This window comes from Pseudomonas sp. AP42, from assembly GCF_001728935.1.
In the GTDB taxonomy this organism is placed as follows: Bacteria; Pseudomonadota; Gammaproteobacteria; order Pseudomonadales; family Pseudomonadaceae; genus Aquipseudomonas; species Aquipseudomonas lactis.
Window position 1 is genome coordinate 22,301 of sequence record NZ_LYSO01000050.1, and the last position, 20,027, is coordinate 42,327.

At 60.5% G+C, this 20,027-nt stretch carries 6 protein-coding genes; 4 read left to right on the top strand and 2 right to left on the bottom strand.

What is annotated here, in order from left to right:
- Positions 1 to 113 precede the first annotated feature (113 nt).
- Positions 114 to 7,286, top strand: a complete 7,173-nt coding sequence (locus A7K61_RS17940; protein ID WP_069558065.1) for an NEL-type E3 ubiquitin ligase domain-containing protein — start codon at positions 114 to 116, stop codon at positions 7,284 to 7,286.
- 122 nt (positions 7,287 to 7,408) lie between these two features.
- On the opposite strand, the gene metH is transcribed toward A7K61_RS17940, so the two are convergent.
- Positions 7,409 to 11,119: a methionine synthase gene (gene metH / locus A7K61_RS17945; protein ID WP_069558066.1), complete on the bottom strand. Its 3,711-nt coding sequence runs from the start codon at positions 11,117 to 11,119 to the stop codon at positions 7,409 to 7,411.
- 166 nt (positions 11,120 to 11,285) lie between these two features.
- Between metH and A7K61_RS17950 the strand changes: the two genes are divergently transcribed.
- The gene (locus A7K61_RS17950; RefSeq protein WP_069558067.1) at positions 11,286 to 13,577 is read left to right on the top strand and encodes a fatty acid cis/trans isomerase; all 2,292 of its coding nucleotides are present in this window, start codon (positions 11,286 to 11,288) and stop codon (positions 13,575 to 13,577) included.
- A gap of 82 nt (positions 13,578 to 13,659) precedes the next feature.
- A complete protein-coding gene (locus A7K61_RS17955) occupies positions 13,660 to 14,682 on the top strand; it encodes an acyltransferase (RefSeq protein WP_069558069.1) in 1,023 nt (340 codons plus the stop codon).
- Between the two features lie 10 nt (positions 14,683 to 14,692).
- Here the strand turns inward: A7K61_RS17955 and A7K61_RS17960 are convergent, their stop codons facing one another.
- Positions 14,693 to 19,051 (bottom strand): SET domain-containing protein-lysine N-methyltransferase, encoded by a 4,359-nt coding sequence (locus tag A7K61_RS17960; protein ID WP_069558068.1) that lies wholly within the window; start codon positions 19,049 to 19,051, stop codon positions 14,693 to 14,695.
- 213 nt (positions 19,052 to 19,264) lie between these two features.
- Here A7K61_RS17960 and nfuA point away from each other — a divergent pair, with 213 nt between their 5' ends.
- Positions 19,265 to 19,849, top strand: coding sequence for a Fe-S biogenesis protein NfuA (gene nfuA / locus A7K61_RS17965; RefSeq protein ID WP_032892187.1), 585 nt, complete (start codon positions 19,265 to 19,267; stop codon positions 19,847 to 19,849).
- Positions 19,850 to 20,027 lie beyond the last annotated feature (178 nt).

Below are 20,027 nucleotides of genomic sequence, written 5' to 3' on the forward strand. Positions count from 1 at the left end.
CGACGGTATAGGGATACCGCCGACGGCGCTTGAGCCGCCGGGCGCCATATATGCACCGCTTGGCGCGGCACCCAGCATGGTGTTCTGGCACTCCATATCAAAGGAGTGACCCGATGGCTGATGTAACCCAACCTTCCTCGCCTGCCGCGACGCAGAGCTTGCACGGCGACTTCCTCGAACGCGCCAGCCCCTCCTGGCTGATCGAGGCCACACCTGCGCGCAAGCAAGCGCTCAAGGACGCCGCCACGCCGCAGCCTGCCTGGCTCGAAAAAGCCTCGCCCGAGCAACGCAAGGCATTGGCGGCCAGCTTCCTGGCGAGCTTTACCGCACAGACCCAGCTGGACAAAACCATGGCCAGCTTCCAGGACATCGACGCCTTCGCCAGGCCCTTGTTGCTCAAGGCGTTGAAAGACCAATACCAAGTGGAGGTGGACGTCGATAAAACCTTGCTGTGCCTGCGCCGGCCGCTGGCGGTGGGAATTCTCGAAGTCGAGGTGTCGGACTTCCAGTTCCTGAAGCTGTCGATGCTGGAGGCGGCCCTGCATAACTTCGAAGCTTATGAGTGCAAGGAAGGGGCGTACCACAAGACCTCGGGGTTCATGGAGGCGACCAGCACCCCCGGCACTTACCATTCGGTGACGCTCAACCTCAAGGTCAGCCAGTTCCTCAGCCTGTGCCGCAGCCTGGATATCGGCGCCAAATACCAAGCGTATCTGCAGTCGTTTTTTTACCCTGAGGAGGGCGCTGCACACGTCACCCTGCGCGAGCACTTCATTGCCAGCCAGAAGGCTGCATTGAAGGCCGCCGCCGAGCAGGCCGTGTTGACTGGAGACATCCAGCCTGCCGACCAGCGCATGATCCTCTCGGTGATCGAGGGCGAAATTCACCCGTGGATGGGCGACAAGCAAGTGTGGTTCAGGACCCTGGGCCTGATGAAGCTCAGGATGACCGGCTGCATGGTGTTCTTGATCTGCAAGAAATACACCTACCCCGATGAGCTGATCATTTACATCCCCCAGGATCCGGTGCATCCGCTCAAGCGCTATACCTGGGCGCAAATGGAAAAAGAGTTCAAGCGCCTGTTTACCGAGCGCGATGCCGACAAGCGCGCCGACCCTGCGCCGACGCCGTACCAGGCATTCTTCAGTCGGTTCGTGCCCTATGCAAAGCGGGCTTACTACTTCAGCCAGTTCACCCAGAAGGCCGCCGACTCCCCGACGGACATCTGGCGTTCGCCATGGAAGAAACTCCTGGACTTCACCACGCCGCAGTTCATCACGGGCATCAAGGAGTTGCCACCCCAAGCGCCTGCCAAACTGGAACCCAACAACGCCCCCTATCTTGCGCCGTCTACACGCACCCGAGCCGGCAAGGGCATTTGGGCGGCGAACATCGACCCCTGGAAGTATTTCTTCGAGCAACACCGCGAACAGTTGATCGCCGACGCCCGCGCCCACGCGGTACCCACCGCTGAGGTGGATGCCAAGGCGCGTGACGCCAAGCTCGCACACCTGCTGGAGATCGGCATGCTTGGGCTGAACATCGCCTCGATGTTCGTGCCGGTACTCGGCGAGGTGATGATGGGAGTGATGGCTGGGCAGTTGCTCTATGAGACGCTCGAAGGCGCGGTAGAGTGGGGCGAAGGGGATTTGCAAGCGGCCAAGGCGCACTTGGTGGACGTCGCCGAAAACCTCGCGCAGATCGCGATCATGGCCGGCGTGGGCGCTGCGGTCAGTTGGCGGGCAGCCAAGGCGGAGCCTGTGATTGAAACGCTGAACGAGGTGACGCTGCCCAATGGTCGCACCCGGCTGTGGCGAGCCAGCCTGGACCGTTATGCCAGCCCGGTGGTGCTGGAGAACACGCTGAGTCCCAATGCCTTGGGCCAATATGTGAAAGACGGCAAGACCTATGTCCGCCTCGGCGCCCAGGCTTACGAGCAGACGTACGACACGTCGCTGCGCAAATGGCGGATCAAGCACCCCAGCGATCCCCAGGCTTACCAGCCAATCCTTGAACATAACGGCCACGGGGCCTGGCAACACACGTTGGAGCGCCCGCTGGAATGGGACCGCCTCACGCTGTTACGGCGTATCGGGCATGCCACCGAAGGCTTCACTGACGAGGCATTGCTCAAGCTGGCGGATATCAGCGGTGTCAGCGACAACACCCTGCGCAAGGTGCACGTTGAGCGCACGGTCGCGCCGCCCGAGCTGTTGGAAGCGATGCGCTTGTTCAAGGCGGACACCGCCGCCGCTGACGTGATCGAGCAACTGGAGGGCAGCAAACCCATTGATGAGCTGTACCTGTATGCACTGCCCTTGATTGTGGAAATGCCCAGGTGGCCCCAGGGGCGGGCGCTGGAAGTCATCGACGGCCCGGCGTTGACGGCCAAACCGGTCAAATATGGCGCCGGGCGTTCGCGCATTGGCGCGACCATCAAGGTCAGCCGTGAGCATATCCTGGGCGGCGAACTGCCCGAGCGTATTCTGCAGGCCCTGGATGAGTCCGAGCGCGTGAAGCTGCTCGGCGCCGAGGCGGCGCGGGTGAGCGAGGCGCGCACGCTGGAATTCAGCAAGCAGCTGGCCGACTATGCTCGCCAGCGCAAACCGGCGATTTTTGACAGTATCTATACCGGCACCGAAGCGGTGGACCCGCGTGTGCGCCGGCTGCAGCGTAATTGCCCCGGGCTCAGTGAATCGGCGGCGCACGCCGTGCTCGAACACGCCCAGGCGGACGAGCTGGCAGCGTTCGACAGCGCAACGCGCGTGCCCTTGAACATGCTGGAGGAAGCACGCTGGTATGCCCGCCAAGGGCGCCTGGTGCGCGCCTATGCCGGCTTGCGCCGCGAAGCCATTGCCACGGCGGACACGCGCCGGCTGGCGCTGCATACCCTGCAGACATTGCCGGGCTGGCCGTCGACGCTACGCCTGCAAGTGCGTGATGGCCGTGTCGACGGTGCGTTGCTAGACAGCATCGGGCCTGAGGCTGCGAGTGAGAAAAAGTACCTGGTCAAACAGGGGCCAGCCTACCAAGCCTTCGATGAGCGCGGTGAAGCCCTCAATAGCCTGCCCAGCCATGGCGATAATTTTTTCGCCTCGCTGATGCATGCCTTGCCTGATGATGCACGCCAGAGTCTGGGCGTGCCGCAGGTGAGCCAGCACGCTGCGCTGCAGGCAAAAATCATCGAACAGGCCGATGCCTATCGCATGCAAGCCGTAGAGTGGCTGGAACCCAAGACCCGCTGGTTCAAACCCCCTGTGCGCGTCAACGGCGTACTCAAGGGCTATTACGCCAGTGGGCGCGTGCCGGACCATCGTCAAGCGGTTATCCGCGAAGTACGCAAGATCTACCCGGATTTGACCGACGCCCAAGTCGATGACTTTATCCTTGAGCTGCGGCAGGCGGGCAACGACGTCCGGGCGATTGCGGAGCGACTCAGGGCGTTGTTTGAAGAAAACCGCCAGATGCAGGCAACACTGGATGACTGGATCAGTCGCGCAGCGCCCGCCGAGCGCCATTACCACCTGTTGGCCGCCCAGGCCCTCAAGCGCAGTTGGCGCCAGGCCGTGCTGGCCGGCAAGGTGACCGGTGCCGAGGTCTTGTCGCTGAACCTGGATACGCCGCTGCCGCCCCTGACCGCGAATTTTTCCCATGTGCGCGAGTTGAACGTCAGTGGTGCCGCCTTGCATGACGGTAATATCGACGAGTTTCTGCGCTATTTTCCCAAGCTTGAAAGCCTGTCCATCGAAGCCACCCAAGGCTTGCGCGCTGAGCGCGTGCCACGTCCGTTGTTGACCAACGTGCCGTTCTCGCTGGCGCGCCTGGAAGGCCTCAAGCACTTGAAGCTGACCTTCAGGGCGTCGGAGCTGGCGGAGCAGTTTCCCGCCAGGCTGGCAACATTGACCGGCCTTGAGCGCTTGGAGATCGGCTACTTTGGCTATCAGAGCGCACGCCTCGACAGCCTGGACCTAACACCGCTGAACCAGCTCAAAACGTTGAAAGTCGTTGCGCCTAATGTGACGTTGCAATGGCCGGCTTATGTCCAGCAACTGGCGCTGCTGGAGCGCCTGGACCTGGCGCAAACCAAAGTCCTCAAACTCCCGGACAGCCTTTACACCGGGTATGAGCGGCTGTGGCGCGGGCTGTCGCTGGACTGGTCGCAATTGAGCTATGAAGCATTCAAGCCGGCCTACGAACACGTCAAGAATTACGCCGGCACCGCGGGTCCGCACCTGGTGAATCTGGATGAAATGGTCAGAGGTTTCGCCCAGGGAGAACTGACGTTGCTGATGGGCGAAAAGACGGTTGCCGAGCGAGTGGCCAACGCGCTCATGAGCACCTGGAAGACCCCGCAAACACGCATGAATGCGCTCCAGGCGCTGCGCGAAGAACACCTGGGTATCTTCAAACAGTTTTATCAGCCGTCCACGCTGCTGGGCATCAGGCACAAGTTTCGCGTAGCGCACTGGGAGGCGGGGTATAACGCGCGCATCCTGACGGCGCTTGAGAAAAGCTGGAGCTGGGCTGTGCGTAAGCGCTACGGGGTCAAGCTCGACGATGAGCTCAGCGGGCAGGTCGATACGTTTGACGGTTCGGTGTTCGAACTGCCAGCCTTTGACCTGCCCACCGCTGCCGAGTTGAGCAGCGATAAAATTGACGAGTTGCCGGTGTTGCCAGCCGGTACGTTTTCCCATGTGAAAACGCTCAAGCTGAGCTGGCTCGAGGATGTGCCCGCCGACCAGCTCAAAGGCTTTGTTCACGCGTTTGGCGGGGTAGAGCAACTGGAAGTGCGCTACAGCCACCTCAGCGACGTACCTGTCGCCACCGACGTGCTGCCATCTCTGACCCACCTGAACCTGTCCGATAACCATATCGTGGTGACCCCAGCGGTGCAGGCTCAATTTGATGGGATGAAGAATCTGCAGGTGTTGAACCTGCAGTACAACCGGCTGGGGCGTTTGAATGTCAGCGCGATGACGAAACTGACCGCCTTGAATCTGCGCGAAACGTTGTTGCAGGCATGGCCGACCGGTGCCGAAAACCTTGCGCAGTTAGCCTGCCTGGACATACGTGACAACGCGTTGACGAGTGTGGCCCCAGGCGCCCTGAGCCACGCGGATATGCTGTTGCGTACTGAACTGGCGGGTAACCCGCTGAGCACGCAAGGTGAGGCAGCATTGACGGCGGCGCGTAATCGCATCGAGCGGCAGAGGGGGCTGCCAGAAGGCGCATTGAGCCGTTTTGCCCTGGCTCAAGAGCCCTGGCCATTTCCGCCCCAGGAGACGGCTGCGTCGTTGTCCCGGTATTTATTGCCTTGGCGGGAGCTACCTGAAGACCCTGGGTACCCCCTCAGCTTCGTCGTGCGCTTGCGCCGTGTGAATGCCATGTTGAACGATGAGCAAGGAGCGGCAAGGATCGAGCAGTTGCGCCAAGCCGGCATGAGTGACGCGCAACTCGATACGCTGCTCAGTCAATGGCAGCGGACCTTTGAGGCACTCACGCGAACCTTGAATGGCTGGGTATTCAGTCGAGAAATACGGATTGCCGATGGCGACACCGTCGCGTTCACCCGTACGCGAGCGGCAGAGTCTATCCGCTTTTCCTGGCAGCAAGGCGTGACGGCGGGACGCACCGGGGAGGTGGGGGACACATTGAGCCTGAGGGCGCTGAGGACCGGCGATCTGCCCGCGCTGAACCTGGCCTTTGACCATATCCGCACGCTCGATTTAACCGGCGTCAGGCTGACGGCCCAAGGCAGTAACGAATTTCTGGGCGCCTTCACGCGGGCAAACCGCCTGATACTCAGCGGTAACCAACTGTCAGCACTGCCTGATGCGGTTGCAGGCATGACGCAACTTGAACGGCTGGAACTGGCCACCAACCTGTTCACAGAGGCACCCGCTCTGCCCACCCAGGCGGGCGCCGAGCGCTTGCGCTGGCTGGACATGAGCCACAACGACCTGGAGGCGTTCGATGCCAGCGCGTTCAGTGGCCTTGAGACGCTGGACCTGAGCTACAACAGCCTGTCGACATGGCCTGAAGGGGTGTTGGTCGCCCCGCACCTGACCCGCTTGGACCTGAGCGGCAATGTGCTAACCAGCTTGCCGCCCGGCCTGCTCAGTGGCGCCCATGATGCGTTGGTGGCAGGCACTGACTTGTCGGGTAACCACACCTTGACGCTTGATACCCGTGAGGCGCTGTACCAATACGCCAATACGCACCAGCTCACTCGGTTGATGGGGTTCAACCGGGCAGAGCTTGACGCCTGGCATCAACGCTTCGACGCCGGTTCCGACAGCGATTCGGACTCCGGTTCCGACCCCGATTCCGATGACTCGGACGGCGATTCCGGTGGCGATCTGGGCGCTGCCGTCGAGCCCGTGGAGGCGGTGCCCGAGCTGCAGCGCACGGTGGCCAACGCGTCGCTGGAGCCCTGGCTGGAAGGTTCCAACCCTGGGCAGATAACGCAGCGCACGGCGCTGTGGGAGCTGCTGGCGCACGCCCCTGACCATGACCGGTTTTTCTGGTTGATATCGAGCCTGCGCCTGACTTCGGAGTTCAACTTCAACCGCGCCAGCCTGACGCAGCGCGTGTGGGATGTGATCGAGGCCGCCACCACAAACGCCGAGTTGCGCAGCCTGTTGTTCGTCGAGGCTGAAACACACGGCACCTGTATTGACGGGCGTATCCTCACCTTCAGTCAGATGGAGGTGCGGGTCTTCGAGTACCGAGCCCTGCACGGCATCCCGCTGCAAAGGCCTGATCTTCGAGGGCGAGCGCTGCTGGATTTGTCGCGGCAGTTGTTCCGGCTCGACCGGGTCGATCAACTGGCCGAAGCGTCGGCCACAGGCCTGGACCGGGCCGAAGAGCGCTTGAGGTATCGCATCGGCTTGACTCGTGGCTGGCCCGACGGTTTGGAACTGCCGGGGCAACCGGAGTACATGGCCTATGGTCGCCCGATCGAAGGCACACGGCGCGCGCAGATCCAAGCCAGCATCCTCGCCCAGGAAGGCTCCGATGAGTTCATCGAGTACCTGGTCGCTCAGGATCATTGGGCTCGGTACCTGCAAGAGCGCTACCCCGAACAGTTCGATGCGCTAAACAAGGAGCTTGCGCAGAAGTACGAAGCGTTGGAGGACGAGCACGCCGAGCGTGCCGATGCCCAGAGCCTGCGCCGCTACGAAGAAGCGCTGAATCGGCTCGAGGTGGAGCGGGCGACCGCGCGTAACCTGAAATTGATGCAGTTGTCGCGCATGGAGATACAACGCCTGGCCAGCATCCGCTGAGAACTAATGTGGGAGCGGGCTTGCTCGCGAATGCGGTGCTTCAGTCAACTTATCAGTGACTGACACTCTGCTTTCGCGAGCAAGCCCGCTCCCACATTTTGACCGAGTTCGGCCTCGCTCTGTCAGTTGTCGTAACCCAGGTTCGGCGCCAGCCAGCGCTCGGTCACGGCCAGGTCCTGGCCTTTGCGTGCGGTGTAGCTGGTGACCTGGTCCTTGTCGACCTTGCCCACGGCGAAGTATTGCGCCTGCGGGTGGGCGAAGTACCAGCCACTGACCGCCGCCGCCGGGAACATCGCGTAGTGCTCGGTAAGGAACACTCCGCTGCGCCCGGCCTGCATTTCGCGGGCCTCGGGGTCGAGCAACTGGAACAACTGGGCCTTCTCGGTGTGGTCCGGGCACGCCGGGTAGCCGGGGGCAGGGCGGATGCCGCTGTATTGCTCCTTGATCAGCGCTTCGTTGTCCAGTTGCTCATCTTTGGCGTAACCCCAATGCTCTTTACGCACCTGCTGGTGCAGCCATTCGGCGCAGGCTTCGGCCAGGCGGTCAGCGAGGGCCTTGACCATGATCGAGTTGTAGTCGTCGCCCGCGTCCTGGTAAGCCTTGGCGACTTCTTCGGCGCCGATGCCGGCGGTGGTGATAAAACCACCGATGTAGTCGGTCACGCCGCTGTCTTTAGGCGCGACGAAGTCAGCCAGGGAGAAGTTCGGCTTGCCGTCGGTCTTGATGATCTGTTGGCGCAGGTGATGCAACCGGGCAATCGGCTGGCCATCGTCGCCGTAGACTTCCAGGTCATCGTCCTGCACCTGGTTGGTCGGCCAGAAACCAAACACGGCGCGGGCGCTGATGAGTTTTTCGTCGATCAGCTTCTTGAGCATGGCCCGGGCGTCTTCGTACAGCGCGGTGGCGGCTTCACCCACCACTTCATCGGTGAGGATGCGCGGGAATTTGCCGGCCAGGTCCCAGGAGATAAAGAACGGTGTCCAGTCGATGTACTCGGCCAACACGTTGAGGTCGATATTGTCCAGCACCTTGGCGCCGGTGAAGGTCGGCACCACTGGCGTGTAGTCGCTCCAGTCAAACTGCGGCTTCTTGGCGATGGCGGCGGCGTAGCTCAAGCGCTCGGTACGTGCGCTGCGGTTGGAGGTGCGCTCACGCACGTCGATGTATTCCAGGCGGGTTTTCTCGACGAAACCGGCCTTCAGCTCCTTGGACAGCAACTGCGTGGCCACGCCCACGGCGCGGGAGGCGTCGGTGACGTAGATCACCGCGTCATTGCTGTATTTGGGCTCGATCTTCACCGCCGTGTGCGCCTTGGAAGTGGTGGCGCCACCGATCATCAGCGGCAGGTGGAAATCCTGGCGCTGCATCTCGCGGGCCACGTGCACCATTTCGTCCAGGGACGGCGTGATCAGGCCGGACAGGCCAATGATGTCGCATTTCTGTTCCTTGGCCACCTGCAGGATCTTCTCCGCCGGTACCATCACGCCCAGGTCGACGATGTCATAGCCGTTGCAACCGAGCACCACGCCGACAATGTTCTTGCCGATGTCATGCACGTCGCCCTTGACCGTGGCCATGAGGATCTTGCCCTTGGCTTCGGGTTTGTCGCCTTTTTCCAGCTCGATGAACGGGATCAAGTGCGCCACCGCCTGCTTCATCACGCGGGCGGATTTCACCACCTGGGGCAGGAACATCTTACCGGCGCCAAACAGGTCGCCGACGATGTTCATGCCCGACATCAGCGGGCCTTCGATCACTTCGATCGGGCGCACAAACGACAGGCGCGATTCCTCGGTGTCTTCGACAATGTGCGTGGTGATGCCCTTGACCAGCGCATGTTCCAGGCGCTTGTTGACCTCCCAGCCACGCCATTCCTCGGTTTCGGCTTCCTTGACGCTGCCGTCGCCCTTGTATTTGTCGGCAATCGCCAGCAGGGCGTCGGTGCCGTCCGGCGTGCGGTTGAGCACCACGTCTTCCACGGCGTCACGCAGCTCGGCCGGGATCTGGTCGTAGATCTCCAACTGGCCGGCGTTGACGATGCCCATGGTCAGGCCCGCGCGGATCGCATGCAGCAGGAACACCGAGTGGATCGCTTCGCGCACCGGGTTGTTGCCACGGAACGAGAACGACACGTTGGACACGCCACCGGAGGTCAGCGCATACGGCAGCTCGTCACGGATATAGGCACAGGCGTTGATGAAGTCGACGGCGTAGTTGTTGTGCTCTTCGATACCGGTGGCGACCGCGAAGATGTTCGGGTCGAAGATGATGTCTTCCGGTGGGAAGCCCACTTCGTTGACCAGGATGTCGTAGGAGCGTTTGCAGATTTCTTTCTTGCGCGCTTCGGTGTCGGCCTGGCCGGCTTCGTCGAAGGCCATCACCACCACCGCCGCGCCATAGCGCTTGCACAGCTTGGCGTGGTGAATGAACTGCTCCACGCCTTCCTTCATGCTGATGGAGTTGACGATGCCCTTGCCCTGGATGCACTTGAGGCCGGCTTCGATCACTTCCCACTTGGAGGAGTCGATCATGATCGGTACGCGGGAGATGTCCGGCTCACCAGCGATCAGATTGAGGAAGGTCACCATGGCCTTCTTCGAATCCAACATGCCTTCGTCCATGTTGATGTCGATCACCTGGGCGCCGGCTTCTACCTGCTGCAGGGCGACTTCGAGGGCTTCGGTGTAATTGTCTTCACGGATCAGGCGGGCGAACTTGGCCGAGCCTGTGATGTTGGTACGTTCGCCGACGTTGACGAACAACGAACTGCGGTCGATGGTGAACGGCTCCAGGCCCGACAGGCGGCAGGCTTTGGGAATCTCCGGGATCGGGCGCGGTGCATAACCGGCCACGGCCTTGGCGATGGCTTCGATATGCCCTGGCGTGGTGCCGCAGCAACCGCCGACGATGTTCAGGAAGCCGCTTTGAGCAAACTCTTCAATGACTTTGGCGGTTTGCGCCGGCAGTTCGTCGTACTCGCCGAACTCGTTGGGTAGGCCGGCGTTGGGGTGCGCCGACACATGGGTGTTGGCCTTGTTCGACAACTCCTCCAGGTAGGGGCGCAATTCGCTGGCGCCCAGGGCGCAGTTCAAGCCCACCGAGATCGGCTTGGCGTGGGCCACGGAGTTCCAGAATGCTTCGGTGGTCTGGCCCGACAGGGTGCGGCCGGAGGCGTCGGTGATGGTGCCGGAAATCATGATCGGCAGTTCGATACCCAGGGCTTCGAACACGCCTTGCACGGCGAAGATCGCGGCCTTGGCGTTGAGGGTGTCGAAGATGGTTTCGATCAGGATCAGGTCGGCGCCGCCTTCGATCAGGCCCTGGGTGGCCTCGGTGTAGTTTTCGACCAGTTCATCGAAGGTCACGTTGCGGTAGCCGGGGTTGTTCACGTCGGGCGACAGCGAGCAGGTGCGGCTGGTCGGGCCCAGTACGCCGGCCACGAAGCGCGGCTTGGCCGGGTTTTCGTGGGTCTTGGCGTCGGCGACTTTGCGCGCCAGGCGTGCGCCTTCCACGTTCAGTTCATAGGCCAGTTCTTCCATGCCGTAGTCGGCCATGGAGATGCGCGTGGCGTTGAAGGTGTTGGTTTCCAGAATGTCGGCGCCAGCGTCCAGGTACGCCTTCTCGATCCCTCCAATCACGTCGGGACGGGTCAGCACCAGCAGGTCGTTGTTGCCCTTGACGTCGCTTGGCCAATCGGCGAAGCGTTTGCCACGGTAGTCCTGCTCCTCGAGCTTATAGCTCTGGATCATCGTGCCCATGCCACCGTCCAGGATCAGGATACGTTCCTTGAGGGCGTGGTGAAGGGCTTGCAGACGAACGCTTCGGTCGGACATGGGACTACTCTGGTCAGGCATTTCGGAGGGCGTGAATCATAACAAACCTGCGGGCTTTTGGAGCATGTAGAGCTTTTGCATGAATATCGCTCATGTTGCTGAGGTGCATGGCCCGGTAGAATCACGCCACTTCAAACACCGCACGCCTTGAATCGGGACCGGATACATGTCACTTCGTTTAATCGTCAGCGCCGTCCTGGCCTTGATAGCCAGCAGCGCTCAGGCGGCAGGTCCCGCTTCGGCGATTTCCTACACCCGCGACATCCAACCGATTTTTACTGAAAAATGCGTGGCCTGCCACGCCTGCTATGACTCCGCCTGCCAGCTCAACCTGGGCAGTGCCGAGGGCGCAGCGCGAGGCGCAAGCAAGATGCCGGTGTATGACGGTGAGCGCAGCCAGGCCACGCCCACCACCCGTTTGTTTTATGACGCCTTCGGCAAACAGGCGTGGCAGCAGAAGGGCTTCTATTCGGTGCTGGACGCCCAGGGCAGCCAGGCTGCGCTGATGGCGCGCATGCTGGAGCTGGGGCATAACGCGCCGCTGGCGCCCAATGCCAAGCTGCCCGAGAACATTGTGCTGGGGCTCAACCGCGACAATATGTGCGCAACGCCCGGCGAGTTCACTGCCTATGCCGGTGCTCATCCCCAGGAAGGCATGCCGCTGGCCGTCACCGGCCTGACCGACCAGCAATACCAGACCCTGCAACGCTGGCTGGCCTCCGGCGCGCCGATTGACGAGCAGGGCCTGGCGCCGAGCGCCAGGGAAGCGTTGCAAGTGCAACAGTGGGAAAACCTGTTCAACCAGCCGGGCGCCCGGGAAAGCCTGGTGGCGCGCTGGCTGTTCGAGCATTTGTTCCTGGCGCATATCTACTTCGAGAACGGCGAGCCGGGGCATTACTTCCAGTGGGTGCGTTCGCGCACGCCCAGTGGCCAGCCGATTGACCTGATCGCCACCCGTCGCCCCAACGACGACCCAGGCACCCAAGTGTATTACCGCCTGTGGCCGGTGCAGGGTGTGATCGTGCATAAAACCCACATCACTTACCCCTTCAGCGCGGCGAAGATGGCGCGGATCAAGGCGCTGTTCTACGGCGGCGACTGGCAGGTCACTGCCTTGCCAGGCTACGGCCCCGGCAGCCGCGCCAACCCGTTCGCGACATTCGAAGCCATACCGGCCAAAGCGCGTTACCAATTCATGCTCGATAACGCCGAGTACTTCGTGCGTACCTTCATTCGCGGGCCGGTGTGCCGTGGGCAGATCGCCACGGACGTGATCCGCGATAACTTCTGGACGCTGTTCCAGGACCCCGACCACGACCTGTACATCACCGATGCGCGTTATCGCGGCCAGGCCACGCCGTTGCTGGCCATGCCTGGGCAGAATGACGACGTGGGCAGTGTGCTGAGCCTGTGGCTGGCCTATCGCGACAAGCGCAACCAGTACGAAGCCCTGCGCCGTGACAACTATGCAGACCTGCCGGCGCCGAGCTGGTCGACATTGTGGGCGGGCAATGACAATGCCTTGTTGAGCATTTTCCGCCATTTCGACAGCGCCTCGGTGACCAAGGGCCTGATTGGCGAGGTCCCGCAGACGATGTGGTTGTTCGACTACCCACTGCTGGAGCGCACCTATTACCAGTTGGCGGTGAATTTCGATGTGTTCGGCAACGTCTCGCACCAGGCCCAGACCCGCCTGTATTTCGACCTGATCCGCAACGGCGCCGAGCAGAACTTCCTGCGCTTGATGCCAGCGGATACCCGCGAAGACTTCATGGACGACTGGTACCAGAACAGCGGCAAGCTCAAGCTGTGGCTGGACTACGAGGCGATTGACGATGACAAGGCCAGTGGTTTGCACCTGAGCGAGAAGGACCCCAAGCGTGACTTCGCCAACCAGTTGCTGACCCGCTACGGCCATTTGAACGCCAGCCCCGACCCGATCAACCGCTGCAGCGGTGCGTTCTGCTCCCGCGACGGCATCGACCCGGCCTTGCAGGATGCCGAACAAGCGCTGAGCCGCCTGACCTCACGGCCGGCGGCAGGGCTCAAGGTGATCGACCAATTGCCCGAAGCCACCATGCTGCGCATCGAAACCGCCAACGGCAAGCGCGAGGTCTACAGCCTGCTGCGCAACCGTGCCCACAGTAACGTGGCGTTCCTGCTGGGAGAGGCGTATCGCTATCAGCCGGGCCTGGACACAGTGACGATCTACCCAGGCGTGCTCAGCAGCTACCCGAACTTCATGTTCAATATCCCGGCCCGGCAAGTGCCTGAGTTTGTCGCGCAAATGGAGCAAGCCAAGGACGCCAAGAGCTTCGAGAAAATTGTCGACCGCTGGGGTGTGCGTCGCAGTCACCCGCTGTTCTGGCAGTACTTCCATGACTTGTCGCGATATATCCACGAAACCACGCCGGTGGAAGAGGGCGTATTGGACATGAACCGCTACGAGAACCTATAACTACTGCTATTGATCCGGTCATTTCTCCATGCGGGGGCTGAAGCAGTCGGATATCTACCTACGGACTGGAAAGGGGATGCCGATGTTGATTTCAGTGCAGTTGCTACGCGCGTTGGCGGCATGGCTGGTGGTGGGGCACCACGTCATGCAGCTGTTTTTCAACTTCGAGGCCCACAACGCGCTGGAGGACCTGTTAGTCGAAAAGGGCGGCGCTGGCGTGGATGTGTTCTTCGTCATCAGCGGCTTGGTGATTTTCCTCGCAACTGCCGATAAAGCGCTGACACCTTGGCGTTTCATGCTGATGCGCGTAGCCAGGATTGCGCCGGCCTATTGGTTCTATACCGTGCTGTTGGCCGGGCTGGCGGCGGCCATGCCTTCGATGTTTGCGGACGTTGAGCTCGAACTCGGCCATATACTCCTTTCAATGTTCTTTATCCCGGCGCAAAACCCCGCGGGCTATGGCGTCTATCCCTTGCTGGACGTGGGCTGGACGCTGAATTTCGAGATGCTGTTCTACTGTCTGTTTGCGGTTGCCTTGCTAGTGCCTGAAGCCTATCGGCTATGGGTGGTGGCGGTGTTGCTGTACCTGGTGTGGTACTTCAGCGGCCCCGCCTTCGATTTGGCTGATGGGTTTTACCATGATGACATTGTCCTGGAGTTTCTCATGGGCGTGGCGATCGGCATGCTGTATCGCCGCGGCCTGTGCCGGGCCAGGCCGTGGTTGGCGTTGCTGGGGATCATGGCGGCACTGGCGGCGATCTATCACGGCGCGGATGTCCCCCGTGCGTTGGAATGGGGCCTGCCCAGCGCTGTGCTGGTGATCAGTTGTGTGGCGCTGGAGCCGTATTTGCGCGGCTCGCGCTGTATAAAAATGCTGGGGGATTGTTCCTACTCGGTGTACCTGCTTCATGTCCTGGTTCTATGCGCTGGACGCTGGGCCATCGAGCACCGTGGGGTAGACCCCTACACCATGGTGCCTGTATGTATCGTCATCATTGCGCTGGGCGCATTCGCCAGCTACCACGTGTTGGAGAGGGGCACGCACCGCAGGCTCAAACGCTGGTTTGGCATTGATGACGCGATACCCTCTCGGCAAGCTCATTAGGGCTGGGGCCTCAGGGCCTCATGTATTTCCAGTAGGCTTTCCCGTAATCCATCAGCAACTCGGTCCCGGCAGGGATATCTCGCCAAGCGATTAAAAACACCATGTACTTGCCTACATACAGGGCGCCGACATTTTCAATGCCAACATCGGGCAGGTTCGGCACCTTGACCGCATTGATCAGGCTCAGCGTACTGCTGTTGCCGTGGCCGCTGATGGTCGCGCCTTGGGTGTTGGTCTGGAATAAATACGTACCGACGGCCGCCTCGCCTTTTTCGAGAATCTCGGCATTGATCGAGGCTTGATCCCGATGCAGCTTGCCGGTGTACGGCCCAAGGACATCGAAACGCTTTATATCGGTCTTGGCCACCACCGACAGGCCGCGCTCCGGGCCATTTGCCAGTTTCTTGACCTCCAACAGCCGATCAAGGCGGCGATGATGGCTGCCCTCCTTGGAGATCCATTCTCGGATACTTTTGGTCGCAGCTTCTTTGACTTCGACGTGTTGCAGGCCAGTGAACTCGTCAAAAAAACGGTTGGCGTCGGTAATCTCGATGGTGTGCAGCGGGCCTTCAAGCTCGAGGGTCAAGCTGCGCCTGATGTCGGTCGGATCTTGCAAAATTGCCGCGTTGTTGTTGATTTTATGATCAAAAGAGCCTGTGATCGAGGTTGATCGGCGCCGCGTGGGTGGGGTGTTGTCTTCCAGGCGCGGGCGTTTTGAACTGCCTGCGGTAGGGGGCGGTGCAGGCCGTTTCCTGGCGACCGGCTGGTCCAGCGGGCTTCTTTGTCCGAACAGCCACATCTCCCGACCGGCGCGGGTCATGCTGCCATTGTCATTGACGTAACTGCGCCATATCACCGGGTTGAGGTTTTTGGCTTCGACAAACGAGAGCATCGAGACCCGTGAATTGGCGGCGTTGTAGTGTGTGTTCCAGGCTTTCAAGTGCTCGGGCGTCAGCACATCGAAGTCGCCGCCGCTGGCATACTTGGCCAGCACCTTGCCTGCCGCCCGGTAGCTGCCGTCCAGGTTTACATGCTCGGCAAAGTCCACCGGGTCAAGGTTGTGGTCGGCGGCGAAGCCTTCAAGGGTGAGGCTGTTGCGCTCACGTTGGGATACCTTGCTCCAGCGCTCCAGGTGGTCGTAGGTCACGCTGGAACGGGCGGTTCCCACACGGTCCAGCATCTGTTGGCCTCTGCGCGCCAGGGTGTTGCGGCTGTTGACGAACTGGCGAAATGCAGTGGGGTTCAGGTTGTAAGTGCTGACGAAGGTGTCCATGGTTTTTTTCAGGGCCTCTTCGCTGGCCTCGGTCCATTTCAGCAGTATCGATGGCGTTACCACGTTGGGTGCATCCGGCGCGCCGCCTGCCAATTTGATCTGGCTTGAGTACCAGTGACCGGGCTCGACCGAGGACAGCGTGATCGATAAGTCGCGGTTGGTCTTTGGATTGACCAGTACGATCGAAAAGCTGTTGTCGGCGCCTGCGGCGGTCTCCTGAATAAACCCATAGGAATTGTCGCGTACCTGGTACACCGCGATCTTGCCCTTATCATCGATATTGCAGATGAACTTTTGATTGTAGTCCGCTCGGGAGAAGAGGCCGCGAGCGTCGGGCGTCAGGCCCCTGATCAACTCGGGGTCGACCGCGTATCGACGGATCAACGGGCTGCTGTTGCTGATGACTGTGATCGGCTCTCGATAACGCGGCCCGAAGGCGGTATTTGAGGCGGCGTCGATCAGGCGATAATCGGGGGCGTCGAGGCTGCCGACGTTACGCATCGGGATATTGGCAAAACCGTCGACAGTAAACAGTCGATCGCCAGCCAGCAGCGGCTTCCAACTGTCAGGATCGACCGAACGCATGTGCCTGGCGGCGATTGTCCCATCGCGCAGTTGGGCGATGCCCCGTTTCGTCTGGCGCATCAGTTTGTGACCCAACTTGAGCATGCCCATGCGCGCCAGCCTGAGCAGGCTGGGCAGGGCGGCCAGTGGGTTGAATTCCTGCAGGGTGGCAATCACCAGTTTTCCCGTCAGTTTCGCCAGTTTCGGCATCGCCAGGCGCAGCCCGGTTTTGCCCGCCTGGATGAGCAGGCGGGTAGAGCCGGCCACATACCGACCCACCGGCAATGCGAAAGCCACGATGTCGATGAACAAGCTGGCGACGCCGGATTTGATGCGCTGGGGATCGCCGGAGGCGATGTCTTCGATACCGGCCCAGAACGGGACAAATATCTTGCCCCAGAACGCCAAATCTTCGAGTACCTCTGCGCCGATGTCCACTTCGCGTGTGTCTTTGCGGGTTTTTTCCAGCAGGGCTTCTTCGTCGCAAAAAAACAGCTCGCGGGCGATCATGCTCGCCAGCGCTTCACTGCGTGGCGCATACAGCGTGTTGGGCGCGAACGATGAGGGGCGCGATATGTGCGAATCGATGCCAGGCAATGTTTCGCCGACCTGTTCAACGATCATCTCGGCCTTTTTGCCGCGCCTGGGCGCTTTGTTCTCGCGGTAGGCCTCGCGATCAAAGGGCACTTCGGTGGCCAATCTGTATTTGCACCAACTCATGGCGTCACGCAGTTCGACCACTTTGCCATTGAGCGGCAAGGTATCGATGTCGCCACGTCGACGAATCACGCCGGCGAGGGGGAACACCTCGACGTAGAGGGCGCTGAAAGGATCGCGAGCCTTGACGATGCGCAGAATAAAACCCGTGCGGTAGCGAACGGCATCGGCCTTGCGTTTGGTTTCATATTCGATGGGCACCTTGTTCAGGGCCTCTCTCAATGAGTACACCGTGATTTCGTCCCGGTCCACATCCAGGGTCCAACTGCCCAGATGGGCAAGCAGGGACTGGATCAGTACCTTGTAGGCGTTTCTCGGGCGCTCAAGGGCTTCACGGAAGGCTTTGTCGTACTCCGCGTCCGACGCCGAGCGCCAACGGCTGGGCAGATGGAGCGCAAGGTTCTGGACCGCGTTGAACACCTCATACTCATGCTGTTCCAGCGCGGTGACGGCCTGAGTGAGTTCCTCGCGGGAGTGGCCCGACTTTCGGCTGGCAATCAGGCCGTTGGCCTGCGCCCATTGCACGGTAGGGCCCAGCTTGGCCGCCGCGACGAGAGCCTGTTGTTTGACGTCATCGCCACTGGCACGAAAATGCTCCGCCGTCAGGTTGAGCAGTTGCTCGAAGCTCATGTGGCGCGATGAGCCGGGCGCAAGTGTTTCGGCCAGCAGAAAACCGCTTCTGAAGTTGACCCAGGTACTGGTGGCGGCGTAGGGCAGGTCATCGGGAATATCGGCCACCCATACTTCGCTGGCGACATTGGCCTTGACCACGCACATGGCCAGTTGCGCCGCGTCAGTGCTGATCGACAAGGTGTGGTGATACTGGCTGATCAGGTCTTGGCGGATCGACTGGTAAGACGCCCCCGTCGTGATGAATAACTTCAATTCGTTATCCAACGTCGAGTGTGGGTTGGGGATGATCGTCAGCCACAGTGCGCGCCACAGCAACTTCACCAGCACCGGTTGTGGGCAGGTTTGCGCCTTTTGGCTGCCGTACCAGTCCAGCGCCTTGGCGATACGCTCGGCCAGCGCCAGGTTGCTCGGACTATTGAGAATCTGCTCAAGCAAGACTGTCGGCGTGGTGCTGAGCATGGCCTGCTGTGATGAGGAAAAGGTCGGCGGCAGCACGCATTGGAACAGTGATTTACGGGTGTGTGTCTGGATCTCTTGGATAACAGACTTGATCTTTTTGTCAGCAGGCGCATCCAGTAAATGCTGCAGATCGCTGATGTTGCCTTCGTGGCCGAGTTTTTTCAGGGCGCAGTGTTCCTGCAAGCCATAAAGAACCGATTTCCACTGTTCGCCGGTTTTTGGATGGGACGGGAGGATGGCGTAATACTTGAGCGCCAGGTCGAACCGTACCGAACCGTCACTTTTAAGGCCATTACCCACGCGCCGGTTGATATCCAGCAACACATCGACGTCGATGTACCAATAGGTGGGCACATGGCGCAGAATCACCGAACGGTCGGCGATGCTGAACGTTTCGGGAGGGTTGGGTACCGGCGAGCGGGCGCTGCTGAGTAGGGTGGAGAGCAGATCGTAAAGAAAGTCCCGGCCTAGCAGAGAATTATCCGGTTCAGGCTTGTCCCGCAGGAACTGCTGAAAGTCGTCATCAGCTTCCAGTTTTGCCAGGACCCGAAACGCTTCCTTGCACTCACGATTCAGCTCGGAATGCGGGGGAGGGTAGTAGTACACCTCGGCGGCGGTTACTGAACGTGAAATGTGCGCCGTCACGAACTCAATCAGATGGTCCAGGTGCGCTTGCTGTTCAGGCAAGCCGTTGAAATAGAAACTCTGCAACGCGTTGTTCATGCAATCCTCACAATCCTTGGTCGAAGAGGATTCACTATATTCAGCGCGGTTTTGCAGGTGGCCTACATAGGTAGGCATAGGTTTTCGCAGAAACCGGTAGGAGCGTCAGCGGGTTCGGTCAGCAGGATCAGGTCTTTTCCGACAAAAACACTCGGACTTTGTACCTGGGTAATAATTTGGCGTAAACTGCGGGCAAGCCTGTGAGGAGTTTCCATGACTGCCATAACCATTACCGACGCCGCCCACGATTACCTGGCTGACCTGCTGTCCAAGCAGAACACCCCAGGTATCGGCATCCGCGTCTTTATCACCCAGCCTGGCACCCAGTACGCCGAGACCTGCATTGCCTACTGCAAGCCCGGCGAAGAGAAGCCTGAAGACACCGCCCTGGGGCTCAAGAGCTTCACCGCCTACATTGACGCGTTCAGCGAAGCCTTCCTTGACGACGCCGTGGTCGACTACGCCACCGACCGTATGGGCGGCCAGTTGACCATCAAGGCGCCCAACGCCAAGGTGCCGAACGTCAATGCCGACAGCCCGGTCAATGAGCGCATCAACTACTACCTGCAAACCGAGATCAACCCTGGGCTGGCCAGCCACGGCGGCCAGGTGAGCCTGATCGACGTGGTGGAGGACGGTATCGCCGTACTGAAGTTCGGCGGCGGTTGCCAGGGCTGTGGCCAGGCGGACGTTACGTTGAAGGAAGGTATCGAACGCACACTGCTCGAGCGCATTCCTGAGCTCAAGGGCGTACGTGACGTGACCGACCACACGCAGAAAGAAAACGCCTACTACTGAGTAAGGTGTTCACTGCGAACATAAAAAACGGCGCCCCGTGAGCGCCGTTTTTTATGCTTAAAATTCAGTCAGTTATAAGATACATCTAACAAAATAGATCAAGTGTGGGAGCTGGCTTGCCTGCGATAGCCTTAGGTCTCTAAACAACTTCGCAAGTTTGTATCAGCCGACACTAACT

Coding starts and splice junctions, on each gene's coding strand:
- A7K61_RS17940 (WP_069558065.1), top strand. CDS start 114: ATGGCTGATGTAACCCAACCTTCCTCGCCTGCCGCGACGCAGAGCTTG.
- metH (WP_069558066.1), bottom strand. CDS start 11,119: ATGTCCGACCGAAGCGTTCGTCTGCAAGCCCTTCACCACGCCCTCAAG.
- A7K61_RS17950 (WP_069558067.1), top strand. CDS start 11,286: ATGTCACTTCGTTTAATCGTCAGCGCCGTCCTGGCCTTGATAGCCAGC.
- A7K61_RS17955 (WP_069558069.1), top strand. CDS start 13,660: ATGTTGATTTCAGTGCAGTTGCTACGCGCGTTGGCGGCATGGCTGGTG.
- A7K61_RS17960 (WP_069558068.1), bottom strand. CDS start 19,051: ATGAACAACGCGTTGCAGAGTTTCTATTTCAACGGCTTGCCTGAACAG.
- nfuA (WP_032892187.1), top strand. CDS start 19,265: ATGACTGCCATAACCATTACCGACGCCGCCCACGATTACCTGGCTGAC.